The 22,932-nt window shown below is 26.8% G+C and carries 22 protein-coding genes and 1 tRNA gene; 4 read left to right on the forward strand and 19 right to left on the reverse strand.

Annotated features, from left to right (window positions below):
- Window positions 1-2 precede the first annotated feature (2 nt).
- Entirely contained in the window at window positions 3-1,142 is a 1,140-nt protein-coding gene (locus JXZ92_RS00865) for a hypothetical protein (RefSeq protein WP_205851901.1), read from the reverse strand.
- A gap of 114 nt (window positions 1,143-1,256) precedes the next feature.
- Window positions 1,257-1,341 (reverse strand) — tRNA-Leu (locus tag JXZ92_RS00870).
- A 428-nt stretch (window positions 1,342-1,769) separates the two neighbouring features.
- On the opposite strand from JXZ92_RS00870, the gene JXZ92_RS00875 reads away from it, so the two are divergent.
- Window positions 1,770-2,666 (forward strand): GIY-YIG nuclease family protein, encoded by an 897-nt coding sequence (locus JXZ92_RS00875; RefSeq protein ID WP_205851902.1) that lies wholly within the window; start codon window positions 1,770-1,772, stop codon window positions 2,664-2,666.
- 299 nt (window positions 2,667-2,965) lie between these two features.
- Complete coding sequence (locus tag JXZ92_RS00880) at window positions 2,966-4,186, forward strand: hypothetical protein (protein WP_205851903.1); 1,221 nt, start codon at window positions 2,966-2,968, stop codon at window positions 4,184-4,186.
- A 65-nt stretch (window positions 4,187-4,251) separates the two neighbouring features.
- Here JXZ92_RS00880 and JXZ92_RS00885 read toward each other — a convergent pair whose 3' ends face one another.
- Window positions 4,252-5,439 carry a phosphopentomutase gene (locus JXZ92_RS00885; protein WP_205851904.1) on the reverse strand — a complete coding sequence of 396 codons (1,188 nt, stop codon included), beginning with the start codon at window positions 5,437-5,439 and terminating at the stop codon, window positions 4,252-4,254.
- A gap of 158 nt (window positions 5,440-5,597) precedes the next feature.
- Between JXZ92_RS00885 and JXZ92_RS00890 the strand changes: the two genes are divergently transcribed.
- Entirely contained in the window at window positions 5,598-6,194 is a 597-nt protein-coding gene (locus tag JXZ92_RS00890; RefSeq protein ID WP_205851905.1) for an FMN-dependent NADH-azoreductase, read from the forward strand.
- Window positions 6,195-6,238: 44 nt separating this feature from the next.
- On the opposite strand, the gene JXZ92_RS00895 is transcribed toward JXZ92_RS00890, so the two are convergent.
- The 16 genes from JXZ92_RS00895 to argS all read right to left on the reverse strand — a co-directional run bounded on the left by JXZ92_RS00895 (window position 6,239) and on the right by argS (window position 21,644).
- Entirely contained in the window at window positions 6,239-7,150 is a 912-nt protein-coding gene (locus tag JXZ92_RS00895; RefSeq protein WP_205851906.1) for an aromatic motif membrane protein, read from the reverse strand.
- Window positions 7,150-7,974, reverse strand: coding sequence for an aromatic motif membrane protein (locus JXZ92_RS00900; protein ID WP_205851907.1), 825 nt, complete (start codon window positions 7,972-7,974; stop codon window positions 7,150-7,152). The genes JXZ92_RS00895 and JXZ92_RS00900 overlap by 1 nt, the downstream gene beginning before the upstream one ends.
- Window positions 7,967-8,938, reverse strand: a complete 972-nt coding sequence (locus JXZ92_RS00905) for an aromatic motif membrane protein (RefSeq protein ID WP_205851908.1) — start codon at window positions 8,936-8,938, stop codon at window positions 7,967-7,969. Before JXZ92_RS00905 ends, JXZ92_RS00900 begins: the two co-directional genes overlap by 8 nt.
- Complete coding sequence (locus JXZ92_RS00910; protein ID WP_205851909.1) at window positions 8,916-9,620, reverse strand: ABC transporter ATP-binding protein; 705 nt, start codon at window positions 9,618-9,620, stop codon at window positions 8,916-8,918. Before JXZ92_RS00910 ends, JXZ92_RS00905 begins: the two co-directional genes overlap by 23 nt.
- 2 nt (window positions 9,621-9,622) lie before the next feature.
- On the reverse strand, window positions 9,623-11,434 hold the full coding sequence (locus tag JXZ92_RS00915) for an ABC transporter permease (protein WP_205851910.1): 1,812 nt from the start codon (window positions 11,432-11,434) through the stop codon (window positions 9,623-9,625).
- Window positions 11,435-11,730: 296 nt separating this feature from the next.
- Window positions 11,731-12,141 carry an ATP synthase F1 subunit epsilon gene (gene atpC / locus JXZ92_RS00920; protein ID WP_308699350.1) on the reverse strand — a complete coding sequence of 137 codons (411 nt, stop codon included), beginning with the start codon at window positions 12,139-12,141 and terminating at the stop codon, window positions 11,731-11,733.
- Window positions 12,141-13,532, reverse strand: a complete 1,392-nt coding sequence (atpD, locus tag JXZ92_RS00925; protein WP_205851911.1) for a F0F1 ATP synthase subunit beta — start codon at window positions 13,530-13,532, stop codon at window positions 12,141-12,143. The genes atpC and atpD overlap by 1 nt, the downstream gene beginning before the upstream one ends.
- A 13-nt stretch (window positions 13,533-13,545) precedes the next feature.
- On the reverse strand, window positions 13,546-14,403 hold the full coding sequence (gene atpG, locus JXZ92_RS00930) for an ATP synthase F1 subunit gamma (protein ID WP_205851912.1): 858 nt from the start codon (window positions 14,401-14,403) through the stop codon (window positions 13,546-13,548).
- Window positions 14,396-15,976 carry a F0F1 ATP synthase subunit alpha gene (gene atpA / locus JXZ92_RS00935; protein WP_205851913.1) on the reverse strand — a complete coding sequence of 527 codons (1,581 nt, stop codon included), beginning with the start codon at window positions 15,974-15,976 and terminating at the stop codon, window positions 14,396-14,398. Before atpA ends, atpG begins: the two co-directional genes overlap by 8 nt.
- Window positions 15,977-16,522 (reverse strand): ATP synthase F1 subunit delta, encoded by a 546-nt coding sequence (atpH, locus tag JXZ92_RS00940; RefSeq protein ID WP_205851914.1) that lies wholly within the window; start codon window positions 16,520-16,522, stop codon window positions 15,977-15,979.
- Window positions 16,522-17,109, reverse strand: a complete 588-nt coding sequence (gene atpF / locus JXZ92_RS00945; protein WP_205851915.1) for a F0F1 ATP synthase subunit B — start codon at window positions 17,107-17,109, stop codon at window positions 16,522-16,524. The genes atpH and atpF overlap by 1 nt, the downstream gene beginning before the upstream one ends.
- 13 nt (window positions 17,110-17,122) lie before the next feature.
- Window positions 17,123-17,440, reverse strand: coding sequence for an ATP synthase F0 subunit C (atpE, locus tag JXZ92_RS00950; RefSeq protein ID WP_205851916.1), 318 nt, complete (start codon window positions 17,438-17,440; stop codon window positions 17,123-17,125).
- Between the two features lie 22 nt (window positions 17,441-17,462).
- The gene (locus JXZ92_RS00955) at window positions 17,463-18,206 is read right to left on the reverse strand and encodes a F0F1 ATP synthase subunit A (RefSeq protein WP_205851917.1); all 744 of its coding nucleotides are present in this window, start codon (window positions 18,204-18,206) and stop codon (window positions 17,463-17,465) included.
- A 544-nt stretch (window positions 18,207-18,750) separates the two neighbouring features.
- Complete coding sequence (gene fba, locus JXZ92_RS00960; RefSeq protein ID WP_205851918.1) at window positions 18,751-19,617, reverse strand: class II fructose-1,6-bisphosphate aldolase; 867 nt, start codon at window positions 19,615-19,617, stop codon at window positions 18,751-18,753.
- A 30-nt stretch (window positions 19,618-19,647) separates the two neighbouring features.
- Complete coding sequence (gene rpoE, locus JXZ92_RS00965) at window positions 19,648-19,914, reverse strand: DNA-directed RNA polymerase subunit delta (RefSeq protein WP_205851919.1); 267 nt, start codon at window positions 19,912-19,914, stop codon at window positions 19,648-19,650.
- Window positions 19,915-19,985: 71 nt separating this feature from the next.
- Window positions 19,986-21,644, reverse strand: coding sequence for an arginine--tRNA ligase (argS, locus tag JXZ92_RS00970; RefSeq protein WP_205851920.1), 1,659 nt, complete (start codon window positions 21,642-21,644; stop codon window positions 19,986-19,988).
- 37 nt (window positions 21,645-21,681) lie between these two features.
- Here argS and JXZ92_RS00975 point away from each other — a divergent pair, with 37 nt between their 5' ends.
- Window positions 21,682-22,923 carry a class I tRNA ligase family protein gene (locus JXZ92_RS00975; protein WP_374967671.1) on the forward strand — a complete coding sequence of 414 codons (1,242 nt, stop codon included), beginning with the start codon at window positions 21,682-21,684 and terminating at the stop codon, window positions 22,921-22,923.
- Window positions 22,924-22,932: the final 9 nt, after the last annotated feature.

Genomic DNA, 22,932 nt, shown 5'->3' on the forward strand with positions numbered 1-22,932 from the left:
TCCTAAATATTTTTATTAATTTTATCTAAATATTTATCTATTAATTCTAAATCAAAAATATTATTTAAATATGAAATTAGATAACTTCTAAAATCATCTAATTTTTCACTTGATTTATCATTTTTTAGAACATTAAACTTTTCTTCTATTTCTTCTATTTTATCATTTTTAATCGCATCATAGCTTATGATTTTTTTATAAATCATTTCTAATGCATCAAATTTATTGTCTGAAAAATCAAAAGCATATAAATTTGTAAAATAATCATCAACGATTTGGCTCATATAATTCCAGTTATTTCTTAGTTTCTGGTAATCTTCAGAAGGAATAATTAATTTAAACTCTAAAGCATTATAATAATTGTTTAAAACTTTAACAAAAATACTTTCAGATCTTTTATAGTATAAATCAAATAATTTATCAAATTGTTCCATAAAATCGAATGATAAAGAAAATTTCAAATCATCATAGTATAAATTTTTAAAATCATTCTGAATTTTGTTAATTTGTTCCAAATCTTCAAACTCAAATCTTTTATTAGTGTTTCTTTTATCGACTAAAGTTTTTATAGATCAAGATAAATTTTTAATTTTACCTTCTTCACTAACTATTGAATAAGTCATTTTTTCAAGAAAGTACAATTTTTGCTCATAATAATCTAATTTTAACTGATATAATTCTCTATTTGATTCATCAAAATAATAAGAATCTATGCCTCCGAAACCATCTATTAAAGCGTAAAGTAAAGTCATTTTTTCAGATCTTATTTCAGATTCAATACTTTCATTTGGTATTTTTTCAATTTCCAAAATAACATCTTCAATTAACTTAATTTTAGCTTCTTGATTTGGTATATAATGATTTCAACCGTTTGTATTAATATCATAACCTTTAATATCTTCATTAATTGTCTTTTTCATTAAATCAATATTTTTTTTGATTACCGGCAATAAAAAACGATATTTCGGATCATTTTTAGACTGAGTATTTATATAAATTTTTTCTAAATAATTTATATTGCTTGCAAACTTTGCTTCGCTCGGAACCGAACAAGAAACAACCATAATCGGAAATGAAATAATTAAAGAAGAAAAGCTAATTTTAATTAACATTTTTTTTAATTTATTTTTAATAAATAACATATTTATATTTTACTATAATTGTTATTAAATTCACTTAATTATAAAAGAAAATAAAACAATTATATTTACTATTTATCACTTTTAATAAATAAAAAATATAATTGTTTTATTATTTGGTGCCCAAGACAGGACTTGAACCTGCACGGATTGCTCCACTAGATCCTTAGTCTAGCGTGTCTGCCAATTTCACCACTCGGGCTTAATATTATTTTACATTATTTCATAAAAATTAAAAATATTATCTTATAAAAATAATAATTTTTAACAGTGATAATCTATTAAAAATTATTATTCATTAAAAAAACACAGCTCTTTTTTATTTTAGATCGAATTAGAGCTGTGCAAATAAAATTATAGAATGATTAGTGAATTCACTAATTTAGAAAATAATAAAGTAACATTAAGCTTATATATGTAGTAAATATTCTGAAAAGTTAAGATTAATGTTTCAATTTATTTTTTTATTTTTGGATGACTTATAAAAATCAACCTATACTAATTATAAACCTTTTAAAAAAATAAATTTAAAATATACATTATAATTCTATTTCTTCTTATTATAAATAAGAACTATTTTATAATTTAATAGTAATAAATATTAGAAGCAAAATTTAGGAGACACAAAAAATGAATAATAGCAAAAATTTTAATCTCTATTTGATGGATGGTGATGTTACTGGAAGAATAAAGTGTACATTAGCAAATTGAACTGGCCTTGTATATAAAGTGCCAAGATCGCATATTGATAAATGCAAAGATAGACAAGACTTGAAACAAAGTGGAGTTTATTTTCTATTCGATAAAAACGACAACGATGAAGATGAAGTTTATATAGGACAAGCAGGAATTCGTAAAAATGGTGAAGGTATACTTTTTAGAGTGATGGAACACTTAAGGGATAATACATACTTTAGCGACGTAGTAATGATAACAACCCAAAATAACTCGTTTGGACCAACAGAAATAAGTTATCTCGAAAATAGATTTACTAATATGACCGTTTCCACAGATAGATTTAAAGTTAGAAATGAAAACGATCCCAATCCTGGTAACGTTACTGAAGAAAAAGAATCAGAACTAGAAGACTTCATTGAATATTCAAAAATGGTGCTTGGTGTTTTAGGATATAAATTATTTGTCCCACTAATTGATCATACAAGTAAAAATACCCCTAAAGAAACAAAAGAATTAATGTTGTATCTTTCTCGTAAAAACAAAAAATCAAACAAGATAATTGAATCGAAATGTATGAGAACTAATGAAGGATTTGTAGTACTAAAAGATAGTATTATCGAATTAGAAGATTCAAATTCTATACCTAAAACAATAAAAGAAATTAGAAAAAAATGTAAAAATAATAATGAAATAGTAAATGGAAGACTTACAAAAAACTATCTTTTCAATAGTCCATCATACGCAGCAGCGTTCGTGTTAGGGATGAACACAAATGGTAGAACCGATTGAAAAAATGAAAATGGTATAACTTTAAAAGATATAGAAGAGAATGGTGATAATACAATATAAAAAAATGATACTAATCAAGCCATAAGTTGAATATATAATTTAGCAAAAGATATTTAAAGAAAAAATGAAATTAAGAGTTAATTCTTAATTTCGTTTTTAATTATTCAATAGCCATTTTTTGAACTAAAAATATATTAAATTTTATTTGCATCTTTTAATGATGATAATAAATACTTTCAAAATATTTTTATTAGATATTAATTTAGCATCTTTTTATGCCAAATAAAATAAATTGAATAAAATTTTAATATAATAATTTTGATAATTAAATTTATATTAGGGAGTTTTTAAAATAAAATATGAAAAAATGAAAATTTATATTGGGTACTTTAATACCTTCTATGACTAGTTCACTAGTTTTTGCGGTATCATGCAACGCCAATGAACAAAATAATAAAAAAGCAGATGACCCAGAAGTTATCTATAATAAATCAACAGTTCAGTTGAATAATGAAAATAACGTGCAATCTATTAATGAATTAAAAAACCAAAATTCATTACAAGCTAATACTCTTATTGAAGAAATTCAAAAAGGTATTGAAAAATTAAACGAAATTATTGATAACGAAATCCAACAATTAAATGAAAAAGATAAAGTAGATGAACACTCTTATAGAATATCTGAAAATTCCAAATTTCTAAAATTTTATGCAATAAAGTCTAATAACGGAAATAGTGAAGTACATATAATTAACGAAAACATCTTGCAATATATAAAATCATTTAAAAATAGTTTTGTGTCGGTTGCAAAAGACGCACAAGTCAAAGAAAATGTGAAGTTGATAATCGAAAACGTTCTAAGTATTTTTTCTGATCTTACAATTAGTTTAGGTTTTAGCGCAAAAGAAGCTAAAGAAATTATCTCTTATGAAATTTTACCTATATTAAAAGAAATTCTTGATGTTGAAAAAACATTGCAAAAAGCTAATAATCTTCTAGAATTATATAACAGTTTTAAGTTAAGTATAAATACATCAATGCAAAATACAATGTTTATAATTGATAAACTAAAAGATTTTTTAGGAATTGCGGAAACACTTGAAAGATTAAAAAATATGTATTTAAGCGTGTTTAAGAGACAACCAAAAATAAAAGAACTCATCATTAAGGAGCAAATAAAAGATTCCGATATCGAAGCTTCCATAAGTTCATTATTCACTCCTAAACCAGGTAAAAATTCTGAAGAGATAAATCAAAAAATAATGGTAATTAGAGGAATTTTAGGAAAATTATATAGTTATAATAGAGAATCAAACGGAACAACATCATTTAGATTTAATAGTTTAAATCAAAATGATAAACAATTATTAGTTAATAATTTCAAAGATTTATTGGTTATTAACAATAATTTTATCGGATCAAATGAATTTAAAGGAGAAATAGCCAATTACTTTGCAGGTGTTATAGAAAATATAGCAAATAAAAATCAAATCCCTCAAAAAATAAATACTATTTTAGATTTATTTGATTCTATTAAAAACAGAGTGTCTCAAATATTATTTAGTAGCAGAAACGCTTAATCCTGAAGATATTAAATTGTGTAATTAGATAATAAAAAATGCAAACTTAAATTTGCATTTTTTAATTACACTAATTGATCAAAAATGTCGTCACCTGTTTCTTCAACAATATCAACGCCAAAGTTTTTAGCAACAATATTACCTAATGTTCCTAAACCTTGGAAGTTAGGTAATACTTTTGGTTTTGTAAACATTTTTGAAAAAATTGTAGCAGGTAAAAATTCTCTTGTATGATTAAATCCTGGATATAAAGGATCATTTCCATGGTCGGAAGTTACAATTAATAAATCATCTTCACGCATTGCGTTAATTAATTTGCCTAATTTAACATCTAATTTAGCAATATTTTCGGCATAACCGTGAACATTACGTCTATGTCCATAGTGTGAATCAAATTGTACTAAATTAGTAAAAATAAATTTATTTTCTGTCTCTTGTTGTGCTAATTCTATCGTAATATCCATGCCATCTTCATCACCTTGACTTGCGTAGTGAGTACTAATTCCTTGACCAACAAAAATATCGTTGATTTTACCTATCGAAACAACTTCGACACCTTTATCTTGTAGTCTGTTCAAAATCATTTCGCTTGGTTTGTTTGCATAATCATGTCTATTAAATGTTCTCTCAAAACTTCCGAATGTACCGATGTATGGTCTAGCAATAATACGACCTACATTCCATTCAGGACGCGATGAACAAATTTCACGAGCGGCTTTTGCATATCTATATAAATTATCTAATCCTGTTCATTCCTCGTGCGCACATATTTGTAAAACGGAGTCGAGTGATGTATAAACTATTATAGCGCCTCTTTCCTTTTCTTCATGTGCTAATTCATTAATTATTTCAGTACCTGATGAAGATTTATTACCAACAATTGGTCTTCCGTCAAATGCTTTAGATAACTCATCAATCAATTCTTGAGGGAACCCTGTTTCCGTAAATGTCGGAAATGGTGTAACTGTTTTAATACCCATCATTTCTCAATGTCCTGCTAAAGTATCTTTTGCATTAGACACTTCTTGAACTTTAGCCATATATGCTAAAGTTTTTGGCACATGATAGTTACCATTTAAATTTGTAATATTACCTATTCCTAATTTTTTTCATGTGTCAATTTTAAATTCTTCAACCATTGAAGCCGATCTTATTGTATTTGCACCAGCATCACCAAAGAATTTTTGATCTCTATCAGGACCAATACCTAGACCGTCTGTTACAATCATAAATATACGTTTAAATTTTGCCATATATTAACTCCTTTTTGTATTTTTTAATATACATTTAATTTTACTCTTATAATTGAAAAAAATATATTTTATTTTGTTTTGATTTTTAAATTTTAAAAATAAAAAATGATATAATAATTACATTAAAAATACAAAAACACAATTTTAGGGGGAAAAAAATGAAAAAAGTACTATTTTTGGAAGGATCATTAGATAATTCAAACAACTCATATTCAACAGTTGCTATGAATAAATTATATGAAAAATTAGTTGCAGAAGGTCACCAAGTTGAAAAATTTAACTTAAACGAAACACACTCAAAAGTATTTTTAACAAACTCAACATGAAAAACATACTTTAACGATATTAAAAGTGATTTTTGAATTGACAAACTAAAAGAAATAGATTTATTAGTTATTTCAGAATCAATGACAAACTTTGGGGCAGCAGCTGTTGTTAAAAACTTTATCGATTCAATAGCTGTTGCTAACAAAACATTTTCATATAAATATTCTAAAAAAGGTGATGCTGTTGGTCTATTAGACAAATTAAATGTTTTAGTGGTTGCATCTCAAGGTGCACCACGTGATTGATATCAATGAGGAAGCCATATAAGTTGATTAGTTGGTACATTTAACTTCTTAGGAGCAAAAAAAGTTGATACAATTGAAATTACAGGCACAAAAACAGCATTATTTAAAGACACAAATCCTGAAAAATACTACGAAGAAAACAAAGAATTATTTGATTCTAAATTAAAAGAATTTGACTTATAGTATTAAAAAAGTTCCTTGATAATTACAAGGAACTTTTTATTCAATTATTTTTTATCATCTACGTATACAATTGTAAAACGTAAAGGTGTCCCGCCGTTTTGCTCATCAAACAAAATTTTTACTCATCTTTTAGAACCGAATGTTGATGCTAATTTTTCTGATCTAGCATATCTAGCTAAATCAAAATTTTGCAATGCTACTTGGTTTTGAAATAACGACGGATAAATATATGAATATGTAAAAATTGCAACATCAGTTTTTTGTTTATTTTTTGGAATTTCTTGGTATCCATCTTTCACTTGTGTTGAAAAAGAAATTTTTAAAATAATGCCTTGTTTAGTTAATAAGTAAGCATCATATTCAAGATTTTCATCCATAACATTTTCTTCGATAACATATTGCAAAACTTCATTTGTTGTTGGACGATTAAAGGCGCTTGTTTCTAAACTGCTTTTTTGTATGTCTTGACTTAATGCCTCTAATGTACCTTGAAATTGATCAAAAGCATCGTATAGAGCAAATGTAAATCTATCTAAATTAAATAAAAATCAAAGTCAATTTCTTGAAAATAATTCAGATAATTTTGCACGATAATCTTTTAGACCAATTACTTTTTTACTTGAAAAAAAGCTATCATCTGAACGATACATTGCAACAACATTATTACCATAAAGTAAATAATCTTTTATTTCAGTTAAATAATTATCACTTATTTCTCTTTGTTTTTTAATATAAGCTTTTTTACTTTTTTCTGTTTTAAAGGCCAAATTTAATAAAGAGTTTACATATTCATATTTTAAGAAAATGTCCCATTTGTCTTCTTTTATTTCTTTAGTAACAATTTGACTCATTTTTGTTTCGTTAGATATATTTTGTGTTTTTTGGCATGAAATAGCAATTGTCGGAACTAAAGCCAAAATTGGAGAGAAAATAAATCATTTTTTAATTTTTTTCATTATTTACCACCTTTATAAACTAACGCACCAAGTGCTGGAAAACCAAAATTATCTATCACTTCTTTTTCAAATGAGTCGAAACCTTGTTGTTGACGATGAATAATACCATTATGATAAGCATCAGATACTAATTTAATAGATATATTTTGTGTTCTCGATCTTGAAAAATAAACAATCTTATCAAAAGTTAAAATTTTGTTTTCCTCGTTATTCTTAGAAATTAATACTCTTATTAATATTCTACCTTTCCTTAAGTAATAAACGTCATTTGGAGATTCAAAAGATTCATCACCTTCCTTTAATTGGTCTCAATAATTATCAAAGAATTTTAAATCATCAGGTCTTGATTGTTTTTTTAAACGACTAAAAAATTCTTCTGTGTGTTTAGCAGTTTCTATTTCCGGAAATGTTCATCAACTTGAATAAGTTCAACTGAATTTATCTATATTTTTAATTATAAATAATCAATTATTTGTGTAAAAATTTCTTAATTTATTTAATCCTTCTTCGGTTTTAAATTCTAAATAACTTTTACTTAATTCATCAAACTGATTAAATAATTCATTTTCCTTTTTTTGTGAATTTAAAAAATTAACTTTTCCAATTTCATCATCTCTAAACCTTAAATTAACTAAATTTTCAATAATTTCGTTTGTTGAAACTTCATGTGGGTTTAAAGTGTTAGGAACAAACTCAAAACCAGTTGGAATATTGCTCTTTAATTTTGAACTTTCACTAATATTTATGCATGAAGCAAGAGAAAAGAAAATTGGTAAAGTTCCCAATAAAGAAATTCTTAAAAAATTTTTTTTAATTTTACTCATCTATAAACCTCATACTAAATCTATATATATTTAGTCCGTCTTTATTGATTTCATCTAGAGCTGATGTAAAATGTCCGTTATATTGATATATAGCTTGAAATTCCATATATTTTTCGTCGTTATGATCGCTTAAGAAGGATTCATCGTTAAATGTCTCGCCTTCTGATTCGGCGTCCCCTTTTGCATATTCATACTCATTATTAAATTCTTCTAGACGTTTTTGATAAATTAAGTTTTCTAAATTTTGTAATTGTTCTTCAATATTATTCGAATCATTTAAAATTAATAAATCTGTCATAATTTGAATTTTAGGGACTCCATTTTCTTTAAATTTTCAAATTTTAACTGCTTTATTGTTGTCGTAAATTAAATATCAAGATTCTTTATCGGTATAAGCATTGCTATTTTTTAACATACCAATATCTTGATAATTAATCTTAATTAATTTTTTAGGGTTAATATTTTTAATATTGATAGTTAATGAACCAAAATCTTTTTTAACTTGATCGAAATACTCTTTTTCCTTATCAAAAGCACGATATTTATCTCCATACGGATTATATATATACTTAAAATGTGAAATATTATTTAGTGTTCAATATCAATCATTTGACAATGCATTTTTAATTACATCTTTAGATTTGTTGGCTAAATAATTATAATCTCCATTTTTATGAACACTATTAGTAATAAAAATCGGATCATAAACAAATGCGTATTTTAATTCGTTATATTTAGCATCTGATTTATTTTCTTGTTGAAAAACATATATATTTTTTTCATTTTCATTATCATTTGTGAAAAAATTTAAAATAGTTTCAATAGAAGAGTTTTTATAAAAATAATTTTTCTCTTTTTTATTGAATGAGTTTATCTGATTTTTTTGCTCGTTACTACTTATACAACTAATAACACTTATTGGTAAAATAAATAAACTAGCACTAACTAGAAATAACTTTTTCATAAAACAACGCCTCTAAAGATTCTTTTTTATGACCTGAATATAATATTTTACCATTATGAATAAGCGTTACAGAATCAACATATTTATCTATTTCTGCTAAAACATGAGAACTAATTAAAATTGTAATTTTTTCTTTATCATTAATGTTTTTTAGTAATGAAAATAATTCAAATCTTGCACTAGGATCTAAATTAGCGGCTGGTTCATCCAAAATTAATAATTTAGGATTATGTAACAAAGCTTGAATTAATAAAACTTTTTTCTTTTGGCCTGAAGAGAAATTATATGGTTTTTCGTTAATTAAATTTTCAATATTAAAGAACTTCAAATAGTGGTAAATTCTTTCTTTAGCAACTTCTTTTTTGATGTTTGATAAAATAGATAAATTATATAAATAGTTATAAACTGTTAATTCTTTTGGGAATACGGCAACTTCAGGAACATAACCTAATATTTCGCGCGCCTCTGCATTTTTAACATCAATATTATTGATTAAAACATTTCCTTGGTAATTTGTATATGCACCAATTATTGTCTTAATTGTCGTTGTTTTACCAGCACCATTTTCACCTATAAAAGCATGAAATGCTCCGGCATCTATAGAAAAACTAATTTCATTAATTCCACGATTAGATTTTAAAAATATTTTTTTTAAATTCTTAATTTCTAAAATTTTTTTCATAACTATTTAAATTCCTTTCTTTTGTATAGGACAAATACGGATGCAAATAGCCCTGAAATAATTATTATTCATAATATAAAGTAGATATTTTTGTTTACTATTTGTTTTTCTCTATTTATAGAAAATAACTGGTCTTCAGATTGAAATAAATAATTACTATTACTATCGATTAAATCATATCTAATTAAAACTTTATTTTCTTTTACAAATAGTTTTTTTTCGAAACTTTGATATCCTCCGATTAAGTATTTAAACCCTGCAACGTTTAATTCGATCCTATTATCGCCAAAAGAATCTGGTTTTTCTTGATCAACGATAACCGCTTCAAAAATATCACTATCTTGATAATTAAAATAAATAAAATTAAGTATTGCTACCGCAAAATAAAGTTTTCTCTCTATTTCTGACTGTAACTTTTTATCTTTAATCGCGTGTTCATCAAACAATACTAAATTAGAATTAGAGTATTGATTAATTTGACTTTCGTTATTATTAACAAAAGACGAAATAGTATCAAATAATTTTCATTTTAATTGAACAACATCAATTATTTCGTCACCATTATATACTTCACTTTTAAAATTATTAACAAATTCTCTAGCTATAAAATTAAATGACGGATCTTGTAAAACTTCATAAACATATCTTCATTTTAATTTACCTACCAAATTGTTTTCAGCAGAGAACTCCGAGTTATCTTCAGGAAAAGAAACATCTACACTTGAAGCGTCTTCTCTTGCATAAATAATATCAGTGTTAATACTATTTGGAATTACAGAATTTGATTTTAATAGTCCAGGAACTATATATTTTTGTGAGTTTTGGTTTTTGTTTGTTACATTAAATTTCTTTTGATCTACATTTTGATCTAATTTATATTTAAATAAAATGCTATCTAAATTATTATAATAAACATAATTATCTTGATTTGAAAAACTATTTTTACTAATAGATTCAAATACGTTTTGATCATTAAAATTAAAAATATCTAACAATTGGTAAGGAGTAGATAATCATGAATAGATTTGTCACTCATTTGATGATTTATTAGCAATATTCATAACTTCTTTTAAATAATTAACTTGTTCTTGGGTAAATTTTTTATTTTCATAACCATTTGGTATCAATAATAACTCATCTTTATTGTTATTCATGAAATAAGGTTCCACATTGACCTCATTGCCCGAAAAATGATAAGGGTATTTTTTATTTATATAGTATGCAGCATTATTTACATTTGTAGTAGCGTTAGAAGAAAGTAATGAACCCCCTAATGCTAAAGGGATAAAAAATACTAGCGGTAATGTAATTGATATTTTTTGACTGAGTTTATAACTTATTAAAGAAGTTATTAAACCAATCAATAAATAGGTTACTAACCCTACAACAAAAAATAATAATGAATAAACAAAAAGATTTACCGAAGAATATAATGCATATGTAGAAATAAATGCTGATATGAATAAAATTGATGACCAAATTAATCCAAAATAAATTAGAGTTAATAATTTCCCTAATACAAAATTATTCCTTGAAATAGGTTTAGATAAACCGACTAATTCTAAACCCTCTTCTTCAAAATCTTTAAAAATATTCAAAGACTTAATCGATGCAAATAAAACTGTTGTAATTAGAATTCCAAATATGTATAAATGTGATGAGAGTGGCAAGTATTTTTCGCTTATAACAAACTTAAATACAAAACCAATAATAAAAGAAACGATTAAAGTTAAAGACGGAATAATGATTGAACTTTTCTTCTTAAAGACAGTATTAAAAGCAAATTTTGAATATTTAAATGCCGATGTTTTCATATTTTAACCTTTCTAAACAATAATATGAATTAAATGATGAAATAATTTTGTAACTTGTTGTATACAAAATTATTTCTTATGAATTTTTATTAAAAAATCTTTAAATTATAAATTAGAACAAAAAGGACTAGTAAATAAAATTATTTAGATAAATTTATGTAATTGTGGTTTTTTATAAATTATTTTTTTTACAAATCTAAATTATTATATCATTAATTAACTGATTTTATTTTTCTTTTTTAATTTGAATCATTTCTTATAAAAAACACCTTAGATTTAAACTAAGGTGTCATATATTATTTTTTATTATATGTATCAATTCTCAATAATGTTTTTTTGAGTTTTAATTCCATGCTATATGCATCTGCTGCACTATATTTGTTTTCACGAAGTTTATTTTCCAATTGATCTCTTTCTTTTATTGCACGTTCAATATCTATGTCTTTAACATTTATAATATCATCTGTTATAATATTAATTTTATCCTTAAGCACATAAATTAACCCGCCACCTATGAAAAATTTTTCGGTACCAGGTTTATTTTCTCAACCAATTGTTAATGTTCCTATTTCAATATTTGAAAACATTGTTGAGTGTCCCGGTTGAATTCCTATATAACCACGTGACATTTTAAGTGTAATAATCTCAACATCATTTTCATAAAAAATACCTGAAGGAACAGTTATTTTTAAATACATTTTAGACATTATTTTTTATTAAATCTTGCGATAACATCATCGATGCTTCCTGCATATCTGAATAAATCTTCAGGATATGAATCGTATTTACCTTCTAAAATTTCCTTAAAGCTTCGTATTGTATCTTTTAGTGGCACATATGCACCTTTAATACCTGAAAACTTCTCTGCAACTGTAAACGGTTGAGATAAGAAGTTTCTGATTCTTCTTGCACGAGCTACTATTTTTTTATCTTCTTCTGATAGTTCACCCATACCTAAAATTGCAATAATATCTTGTAACTCTTTAAATCTTTGTAAAATAGATACTACTTTTTGTGCGACATCATAATGTTCAGCACCAACCACAAGTGGATCTAATAATCTAGATGATGAGTTAAGAGGGTCAATCGCCGGGTAAATACCTAAAGAAGCTATACCACGATCTAAAACTGTTTTAGCATCTAAGTGAGTAAATGTTGTTGCAGGCGCCGGATCAGTTAAATCATCAGCAGGAACATAAACCGCTTGAACAGATGTTATTGAACCTCTTCTAGTTGAAGTAATACGTTCTTGCAAGGCGCCCATTTCTGTTGCTAATGTTGGTTGATAACCAACAGCTGATGGCATACGACCTAATAAGGCTGACACTTCCGAACCAGCTTGTGTAAATCTAAAAATATTGTCAATGAATAATAAAACATCTTGATTTTGTTTATCTCTAAAATATTCTGCCATTGTAAGACCGCTAAGCGCAACTCTCATACGAGCACCTGGAGATTCATTCATTTGACCAAAGACTAATGCTGTTTTATCTAAAACACCAGCGGCATTCATTTCATGGTATAAATCATTACCTTCACGAGTACGTTCACCAACTCCCGCAAAAACAGAAAGCCCATTATGTTGTGTTGCAATATTGTTGATTAATTCTTGAACAAGAACTGTTTTACCAACCCCTGCACCACCAAAAAGACCAATTTTTCCACCTTTTGCGTATGGTATTAATAAATCAATAACCTTAATACCTGTTTCTAATATTTCTGAAGATGTTTTTTGTTCTTCATAACTTGGAGAAGGGGCATGAATAGGCATTCGCTCAACATCTTCATCCATTGGTTTATCATCAATAGGATTACCTAAAACGTCAAACATTCTACCTAAAACTGCATTACCAACCGGCACAGAAATAGCACGTCCTGTATCTAAAACCGTCATTCCTCTACGAAGCCCGTTTGTTGAGCCCATTGCAATTGTACGAGCTGTATCATCACCAATATGTTGTGCAACTTCAAAAGTATAAACTTGATCTTCGTGCTTGATAGTTAAAGCGTTTAATAATTTAGGTAATTTACCTTCTTGAAAACGCACGTCAACTACCGGACCAAGAATTTGTACTATTGTACCTTCGTTTCTTATCATAAATTCTCCTTAATTAAGTTGCGTCTGCACCAGCAACTATTTCTGTTAATTCTTGTGTTATTTTACTTTGACGTTCTCTGTTGTATTCTAATTTTAAATCCGAAATTAATTCTGTAGCATTGTTTGTTGCGTTTTCCATCGCATTACGTCTTGAAGCTGTTTCTGAAATTTTCGAATTTGAACTTAAACAATAAATAGTACTTGCTAAAAACAATGGAACTGAAGAAGAAAGCACTGTTTCTGCATTTGGCTCAAACTCAATTATAGAACTACTTGTTTGAACATTCTCTTTTTTAGTAAAATCAAACGGAAAAATTTGTTGACATAATGCATCTTGATTTATATTATTAATAAATTTTGTATAAACTAAATTAATTGAATTAATTTCTTTGTTTTTGTATAGCTCCATAGCTAATTTTGAAATTTCTGAAGCTAATTTATATGGCATTTTATCCCCAATATTTGAATATTGTTTTATGACTTGTGATTTTAAGGAACTAGATGCCAATAAACTAATCCCTTTTCCTCCTAAAACTATGATTTGATCGTATTCAGAAACTTTATCACGTAATAATTGAAAAGCATTGTGATTATACGAACCACATAAACCTAAATCACTAGTTACTAAAATAAATAATTTGCTTTTTACATCTGAATTCTTTGGAAAAATAGCATAAAAGTCATTTTCGTCAATATTAGCAATTAATTGGTCGAAAGTTTCTTGCAATGATTCTTGATAAGAAATAATATTTATATAGTCATTTCTCATTTTTCTTAATTTTGAAGTAGAAACAAGTTCCATTGCATTAGTAATTTTTTGTGTGTTGCTAACAACATTAATTCTATTTTTTAAGCTATTTAAATTAGGCATCTTTTAAACTATATTTTTCTGGCATTTGTTTATGTAAGTTCGGATTATATTCCGGTATTGTAGCAACAATATCATTTACTATTTTAACGACTGTATTTTCAATTAATTTATAATCTTCTTCTGTAATTTTACCTTGTTCTGAGATTCTACTTACCAATGATAAACCAACACTATCTGTTGTTGCTCAATTAATTATATTGTCACGATATTCGTGAATGTATTCTTTAGGTAAAGGGTTTATAATTCTTTCTTTAACACCTACAAGTAAAATTGATTGAATTTCTTGTTTTATTGGTGAATATTGTTCTTGTCTTAATAGTTCATAAACTTTTGCACCATGATCAAGAATTGTTTTTGTAGATTCATCTAAATCTGATCCAAATTGAGCAAATGCTAACATTTCATTATATTGAGCCAATTCTAACTTCAAAGAACCCACAACTTGTTTCATAGCTTTTGTTTGAGCTGAAGAACCAACCCTAGAAACACTAAATCCAATATCTACCGCAGGTCTTTGACCAGAATTAAATAAACTTTCTTTTGTAAAAATTTGACCATCAGTAATAGAAATTACGTTAGTAGGTATATAAGCTGAAATATCACCTTGTTGAGTTTCAATAATCGGTAATGCTGTAATTGAACCACCACCGAAGTTCTTATTCAATCTTGCGGCACGTTCTAATAATTGAGAGTGTAAATAGAAAACATCACCAGGATAAGCTTCACGACCAGGAGGTCTTCTTAAAAGTAATGATAATGTTCTATAAGCGATAGCGTGTTTTGATAAATCATCATAAACGATTAAAACATCTTCACCTTTAAACATTCATTCTTCTGCAATTGTAACACCAGTGTAAGGCGCAATATATTGTTGTGGCGCTAGCTCGCTAGCTCCAGCCACAACTATTGTAGTGTATTCTAATGCTCCAGAATCTGATAATTTTTGAACTATTTGAGCAACTGTTGAATTCTTTTGACCAATTGCGACATAAACACATTTAACATTTTTATCTTTTTGATTAATAATTGTATCAATTGCAATTGCTGTTTTACCGGTTTGACGGTCACCGATAATAAGTTCTCTTTGTCCTTTACCAATCGGAATCATGGTATCAATTGCTAAAATACCTGTTTCCATAGGTTGATTAACTTCTTTACGGCTCATAACACCGGAAGCTGTTTTAAATATTTCTGATTTTTTAGTTGTGATAATTGGACCTTTACCATCAATTGGATTCCCTAGTGCGTCTACGACTCTACCTAAAAGTTCATCTCCGACACTAATAGAAATAACTTCACCAGTTCTTCTAACAGAATCTCCTTCAGAAACTGAATTAGCATCTCCAAAAAGAGCGACACCAACTGTTTCTTCTTCTAGGTTAAGAGCAAGGCCAAAAACACCATTGTCAAAAGTAACAATTTCACTATTCATAACTTTTTCAAGACCGTTAACAAGAGCTATACCATCACCAATAGAGATAACTTTCCCGATCTCTGAACGATCTACATTAGAATTAATATTTTTAATTCTATCTTTAATAATCGCTGAAATATCATCTAATTTGACTGCCATCTAAACCTCCTTTTTATTAATTAAAATATCATTTTTTAATTTATCTAATTCGTTTTTAATGTTATTTTCTAAAACTTCGGTACGGGAAACGATTTTAAAACCGCTAATTAAATTAGGATCCACATGATGTGTAATTCTAACTTTTCTACGAGTATTTTCTTGAAGTTTGTTTTTAATATCTAAAAGTTGTTTTTCGTCGATTGGAAATGCCGAAATAACATCTACAAAACGAATTCTTAATTCGTGATTTGATAGTTTTAGATATTCAATAATTATTTTTTTAAGGTAACTAACAACTTTTCTGGAAACAATGACCTTGATAAAATTAGTAGTTATTCAGTGAAAACCTTTAAAGGCAATATCTATTGTTTCGAATTTATGCATTTCACTAATATCATAATTTGATAAATAATTTATAAAATCTTTGTTATCCGTAAATTCTTTAAGTGTTTCAAATTCTGTTTGTAGAATTTCAAATTTATCTTCCTCTTTAGCTAAATCAAATATAGCAACTGCGTAGGCTGAAATGTGTCTTTTTTCATACATTATAACTCTTCAACCTCTTTATCTGAATTTAAGAATTGATCAATGATTTTATCTTGTGTATCTTTTGAAATTTCACGTTTTAGAATTTTTTCTGATAATTGTGTAGCAATTTCAACAATATATTTTTTAGAATTTAGATCAAATTCTTTTTGTTGCGCACTAATGTCTAATCTTGTTTCATCTAATAAACGTTTTGATTTAATAGTTGCTTGGTTAGTATAAAACTCTGCTATTTTTTCTGCTTTTAATTTAGCTTTTGTAAGGATATTGTCAGCTTGCACGTGCGCATTTTTGAGTTGCGCATTTGCTTCGTTTAATGTTTTAATACTTTCTTCTTTTTTACTGATCGAATCATCTATATTGTTTTGAATAAAATCATGACGATTTTTCATCATTTTTTTAACAGGTTTATATAGAAAATATCATAGTGCAGCAAATACTATTATGAAAGCAAGAATAGTTGCAATCATTAATGGAATACTTGGAAAAATACCTAAAAATTCTTCTTTAAGTTGTTCTCCTGCACTCGGTGTACTACTTGACGCTTCTGCTGCAAATTTATGGAATTTATCGATATTTAATATCATAAGAAAAATACTATTATAATACGAAAAGAATTAATATAGCAATAACGAAAGCATAAATAGCTGATGATTCAGCAATTCCAGCACCAACAATTAACATGTTTCTAACTTTTTTCTCTGCTTCTGGGTTTCTCCCAACAGCTTCAGCTGCTTTACCAGCTGCATAACCTTGTCCAACCCCTGTTCCTATAACACCGATAGCTGCTAAACCAGCACCGATTGCTAATAATCCAGTTTTTAAGTCTGCTCCACCATTGTTAGCCATAACTTCGGCCGCCTTTGATGTTGAGTTTGAAGCTTCTTCTGCTAATTTTTGAATTGATTCTATAATCATTTTTTCTCCTACTTTTATTTTATTAATATATATGTTCTACTTTATTTTTTTTCATATTTTTAAAAATTTTATAAGTAAACTTTTTCGGTTTTTCTTCTGGAACTTCCGATTCCATCTTTCAATATACTATTGTTAACAGCGTGAAAACTATAGCTTGCAACACTGCCCCAAATATATCGAAATAAAAATGTAGCACAGGAGTAAAGATAGATCCTAAGTAATAAAATGGTGACCCTCCGATAGTTATATTTCCTACTAAAGCATATACCATTAATAAGATCGCAGCACCACCCATTAAGTTACCATACATACGAGCTGAAAGCGAAATTAAACTACCAAATTTACCAATCAATTCCATCGGATTCATAACATCTTTAATATATTTTCTTTTTCGATGAATTGCACCAGCCACAAAAACACCCATTCATGTCATTAAAGCAAGTGTAAAAGGCACTGAGATTGAACTACCAATTGGTTTTAATCCAATTATTGGTAACAAGTTACCTATAACTAAAAAAGTACCTAAAGTAAAAATATAAAATTTAGCTTTCGGAATTGAACCGTCAGCAACATTATCGAAATTATCATCCAATGCCTTTACATATGATTCTGCTATTAAAGCTACACCTGTTGGCGACTTATCATTTTTAACTTTTTTAACTTTTATAAAAGCAATAATTGATAGCACCACAATAATTAACACAGTCATAAATAATGACAATAGTTGAGGTAAATTTCAAACTCATAATTTCTCGATTATCTTCATTAAACCTCCTTTTTATTTTTTAAGTATATTGAAGTAAAAATAATACTTATGAAGCTACTTAATAAACCAATAAAGAATATACCTAAATTGATTTGAGCATCAGTAAAATTAACTTCTAATAAGGACTTTGTGCTTTGATTTGAGATTTTATTAATACTTACTATTAAATACATAATTAAGGATAAAATAATAAAAAATATTAACATTTTTAATATATGAGCAATAATTAATATTTTTCTTTTTTTAAGATTAACTGTATTCAAAATCCAGGTAATTTTAAAAAGTAAAAACGAAGTAAAAGACCCTATAGCAAAACCAAATAAAGATCCTCTTATTCATAAATTAATAATGAAAAAAAACGCACTCGAGATAATTAGAAGAGTAATATATATAATATCAAAACTCTTTCTAAAATTGCTCATAGCACTCCTTTGTTTGTGTTTGCTTAAAAGTATTTTATAACTTTTTTTATGTTTTTTGTAAAAAATTTTTAAAAAAAATAAAACGATACTTATTTCGCTTTATTTTAGTGTTTTTTGTCAAATTAAGCTTTATTATTTGAACCGAATTCATGTATTTTAAACTTAACTGTTTCGCACATAGCTTCAAACCCTGGTTTATATAATTTACGTGGGTCAAAGTTTTTGCCTTCTAAGTCTTTTCCACTCAAAATATATTCTCTTAATGCTTTATGGTTTGATTGTTGTAACTCTGTATTAACATTAATTTTTGTAACACCTAAACTAATAGCTTTTTTGATTTGTTCTGAAGGAATCCCACTTCCACCGTGTAATACGATACCGATTCCAGCGGCTGAACTAATTTCTGTTAATGTGTCAAAACTTAATGATTCTCATGTTGTTGGGTATGGACCATGAATATTTCCGATTCCAGCCGCTAAAACATCAATTCCAAGTGAAGCCATTTTTTTAGCTTCTTCAGGATTTGCGAATTCACCATTTCCTACAATTCCATCTTCTTCTCCACCGATTGTTCCTACTTCAGCTTCAAATGACATATTTCTTTTTCTAGCTAATTCTACTAATTCTTTTGTTTTAGCGTAGTTCTCATCAAACGGATAATGTGAACCATCGAACATAACTGATGTATATCCTTCATTTTCGATAGCAGCTTTAACACCTTCATATGAACCATGATCTAAGTGTAATGCAACAGGAATTGTAATTTTTAAGTCTTTTATTAAACCTAAAACCATTCCACTAACTGCATTTAAACCACCCATATATTTCACTGCACCTTCTGATGTTGCAACAATAATTGGTGATTTTTCGGCTTCAGCTGTTAATAAAACAGCTTTTGCTCATTCAAGATTATTAATATTAATGTGAGGAACTGCGTATTTTCCTTCTTTTGCTTTTTTAAGCATTTCTTTTGCGTTTACTAATGGCATCTTTTTTCCTACTTTCTATTTTATTCATTGTTAATTAATTTCTGTTGTACTACTAATTCAAGTACCGTCAAGATTTCTTGTAAATCTCATATCAACAGTTAACAAACGATATAATTCACCCATTTTCTTTTCTTTTATCTTATCAAGGGTAAAATTTTCGTCATCTTCATAGCTTTGAATTCAAACTTCCCTAAGTTCTTCTTCAATTCTTTGGAAAATTTCATCAAATGTGAAAGATCTAGATGTATCAGAAGAAATAACTTCTATAGCTATTTCTAACATTGTTTTATTCTTCATTAATTTTCCTTTCGATACTTTGTGTATTAATTATAAACCAAAAAATGTTTTTTTTAATATTTGTTTAAAAATTACATATTTTCTGGTGCAGTAACACCTATTAAACTTAAACCAAGACGTAAAACAAGTTGAACAACCTTAACTAGATAAGCATATTCAGATTCGTTTTCGTGTCCTTTAAGCTTTGTTTCGGAATAAAAACTATTAAATAATTTAGCTAAATTTAATAAGTATTGACTCATTAAATTAACTTTTGAAGTTTCAACAATTGTTTTAATTAAAGATGGAAACTCATCAATTGCTAAAACTATTTTTTTAGCTTTATAACTTAATTTAAATTCGGCATTTAAACTCGGAACTATCAAATTATTAAGTAATGAAACTGTTCTAGAGTGTGCATATTGAACAATATAAACTGGATTACTATTATTTGATGAATTTGAAAAATCAATATCAAAATCAAATTTATTATTAATTTCACGAGTTAACATCATAAATCTAATTGCGTCCGGTGAACTAACCTCTAATAAGTCTGACAATGTAACACTTGTTCCTGCTCTTTTAGACATTTTAAATTCTTCTCCGTTTTTTATTAATCTAACTAATTGAATTATTAAAACATCTAATTTTTTTTCATCATATCCTAAAATACTTAATGCTGCTTTCATTCTTTCGACATAACCTGAATGATCGGCACCTCAAATATTAATTAAACGATCCGCTTTCTTAAATTTTGTTAAATGATATGCAATATCAGGAAGTAAATATGTGTTAGCTCCATCGGACTTAATTAAAACACGATCTTTATCATCTTTAAATTCTGTTGTTTTTAAAAATAAAGCACCATCTTTATGATATGTAAATTCTTTCATTTTATCTAGAGCTTCTTCTACTGCTCCGTTTTTTAAAATGGAAAGTTCACTTGAGAAGGTATCAAATTTACTAATGTTTAACTTCGATAAGTCAAACTTAATTTTGTCTAACAAAATATCTTTAACTTCCGTTTTAAATTCATTGTATTTTGAATCAAAATTATCTAAGTAATAATCTCCTTTTTTATTTTTAATTTGCTCTACCGCTCAAGTAATATCTTGTCCTTTGTATGATTCTTCAGGCATATCTAATTCTTTGTCAAATAATCCAAAATATCTTACTTTTGCAGAATTAGCCAATACATTAATTTGATTTCCTGCATCATTAACATAATATTCTGACTCTACTTTATAACCGGCGTGACGATAAATTTTAATTAAGGAATCTCCAAAAACAGCACCTCTAACATGACCTACATGTAAAAATCCTGTTGGATTAGCAGAAATATATTCGACATTTATTTTAATTGGATCAAATTGGTTTGCACCATAATTAAAGCCTTGTTCATTTGCGTTTAATAATACCTCATTGAAAACTGCATCTTTTAAAATTATATTTATAAAACCAGGGGTTGCTACATCAACTTTAGCAAATACTTCATAATTTAACATCAAAGTATTTGCTAATTCGGTAGCGATATTTAATGGTGAAGTTTTAACAAATTTTTTGAGCAAAAATGCTACATTAGTAGATAAATCATATTTGATTTCTTCATCTTCTAAATGTTCGGGCAAATTTGGTAAACTAATCAAAAAACCTATTTTTTTCGCATCAAATTCTTGTTGAAAAAAATTATTTTTTTGCATTTTTTTTATCGAATCTATAATCAAATCTCTAATTTTTACGTTTAAAAGCATCACTTTCCTCCTACATTGTATTTTAATTATACATTTTATGAAAACATTATATAATAAAAATATGTTAAAAATTTATGTTTGCGGACCAACGGTCTATAACGATGTTCATATTGGTAATATTAGACCAATATTAACATACGATTTAATATTAAAAGCTGCTAGAAATTTAGGTATTGAATTTAGTTTTATTCATAATATAACTGATATTGATGATAAAATAATCAATCGTGCAATCGAAGAAAATACTACAGAAGACGAAATATCTACAAAATATTCAAAACACTATTTAGAAATTTTAAAAAGTCTTAACGTAAACACAATTACACACTTAGAATATGTAACTAAAAATTTAGATACAATTTATGATTTAATTCAAAAAATGATAGACAAAGGAAGCGCTTATAAAATAGGTTCAAATGTTTGATTTGACGTTAATAAAAATATTGAAAATTACGGAAAAGTATCAAATCAACAAATTGATAAAATGAAATTTGAAGATAGTGACCATCAAAAACGTTTTCCTGCCGATTTCGCGTTATGAAAAGACACAAATATAGGTGTAAAATACAATTCTCCTTTTGGATTGGGGAGACCTGGTTGACATACAGAATGTGTCGCGTTAATTTACAAGCATTTTAAAGAAAATGGCGTTGATTTCCACGGTGGTGGGATGGACTTAACATTCCCACATCACGAAAACGAAAATATTCAGTTTTTTAGTATAACAGGTAAGGACTTAAGTAAAAATTGACTTCGCACGGGTCAAATTAATATAAACGGAATTAAAATGTCTAAATCACTTCAAAATGTAATTTTACCTAAAGATTTTATCGAAGCATACTCTGCAGATCATTTGAAAGTTATTTTTTTACTTTCAAACCTAACAAGCGAGATTAATATAGATGAAAACTTATTAAATAACGCTTCTTTATTTTTGAAAAAAATTAAAAAAATATTTTTTGAAGCAACAATAAATAAAATCGATAGAAATTATGATGAAGATTTATTTAAACAAGCAATGAGTTATATTTTTGAGAAAAACTTTTCAAAATTCAATAAGCTTCTTAATGAATTATTCAAGGAGATTAATAAAAATAATTCAAAAATTTACATGGCTACAATTATGAAAATATTTGATAGTTTAGAATTTGATATTTCTAAATTTAATTATAAAGACTATGTTGACTTATATAATCAATGACAGTCGCACTTAAGAAACAAAAATTTTGTTGATGCCGACAAGGTAAGAGAAACATTGATTAAAAACGAACTAATTTAGTAATAAAAA

It is taken from the genome of Mycoplasma sp. CSL10137, from assembly GCF_017116845.1.
Classification (GTDB): domain Bacteria; phylum Bacillota_I; class Bacilli_A; order Mycoplasmatales; family Metamycoplasmataceae; genus Mycoplasmopsis.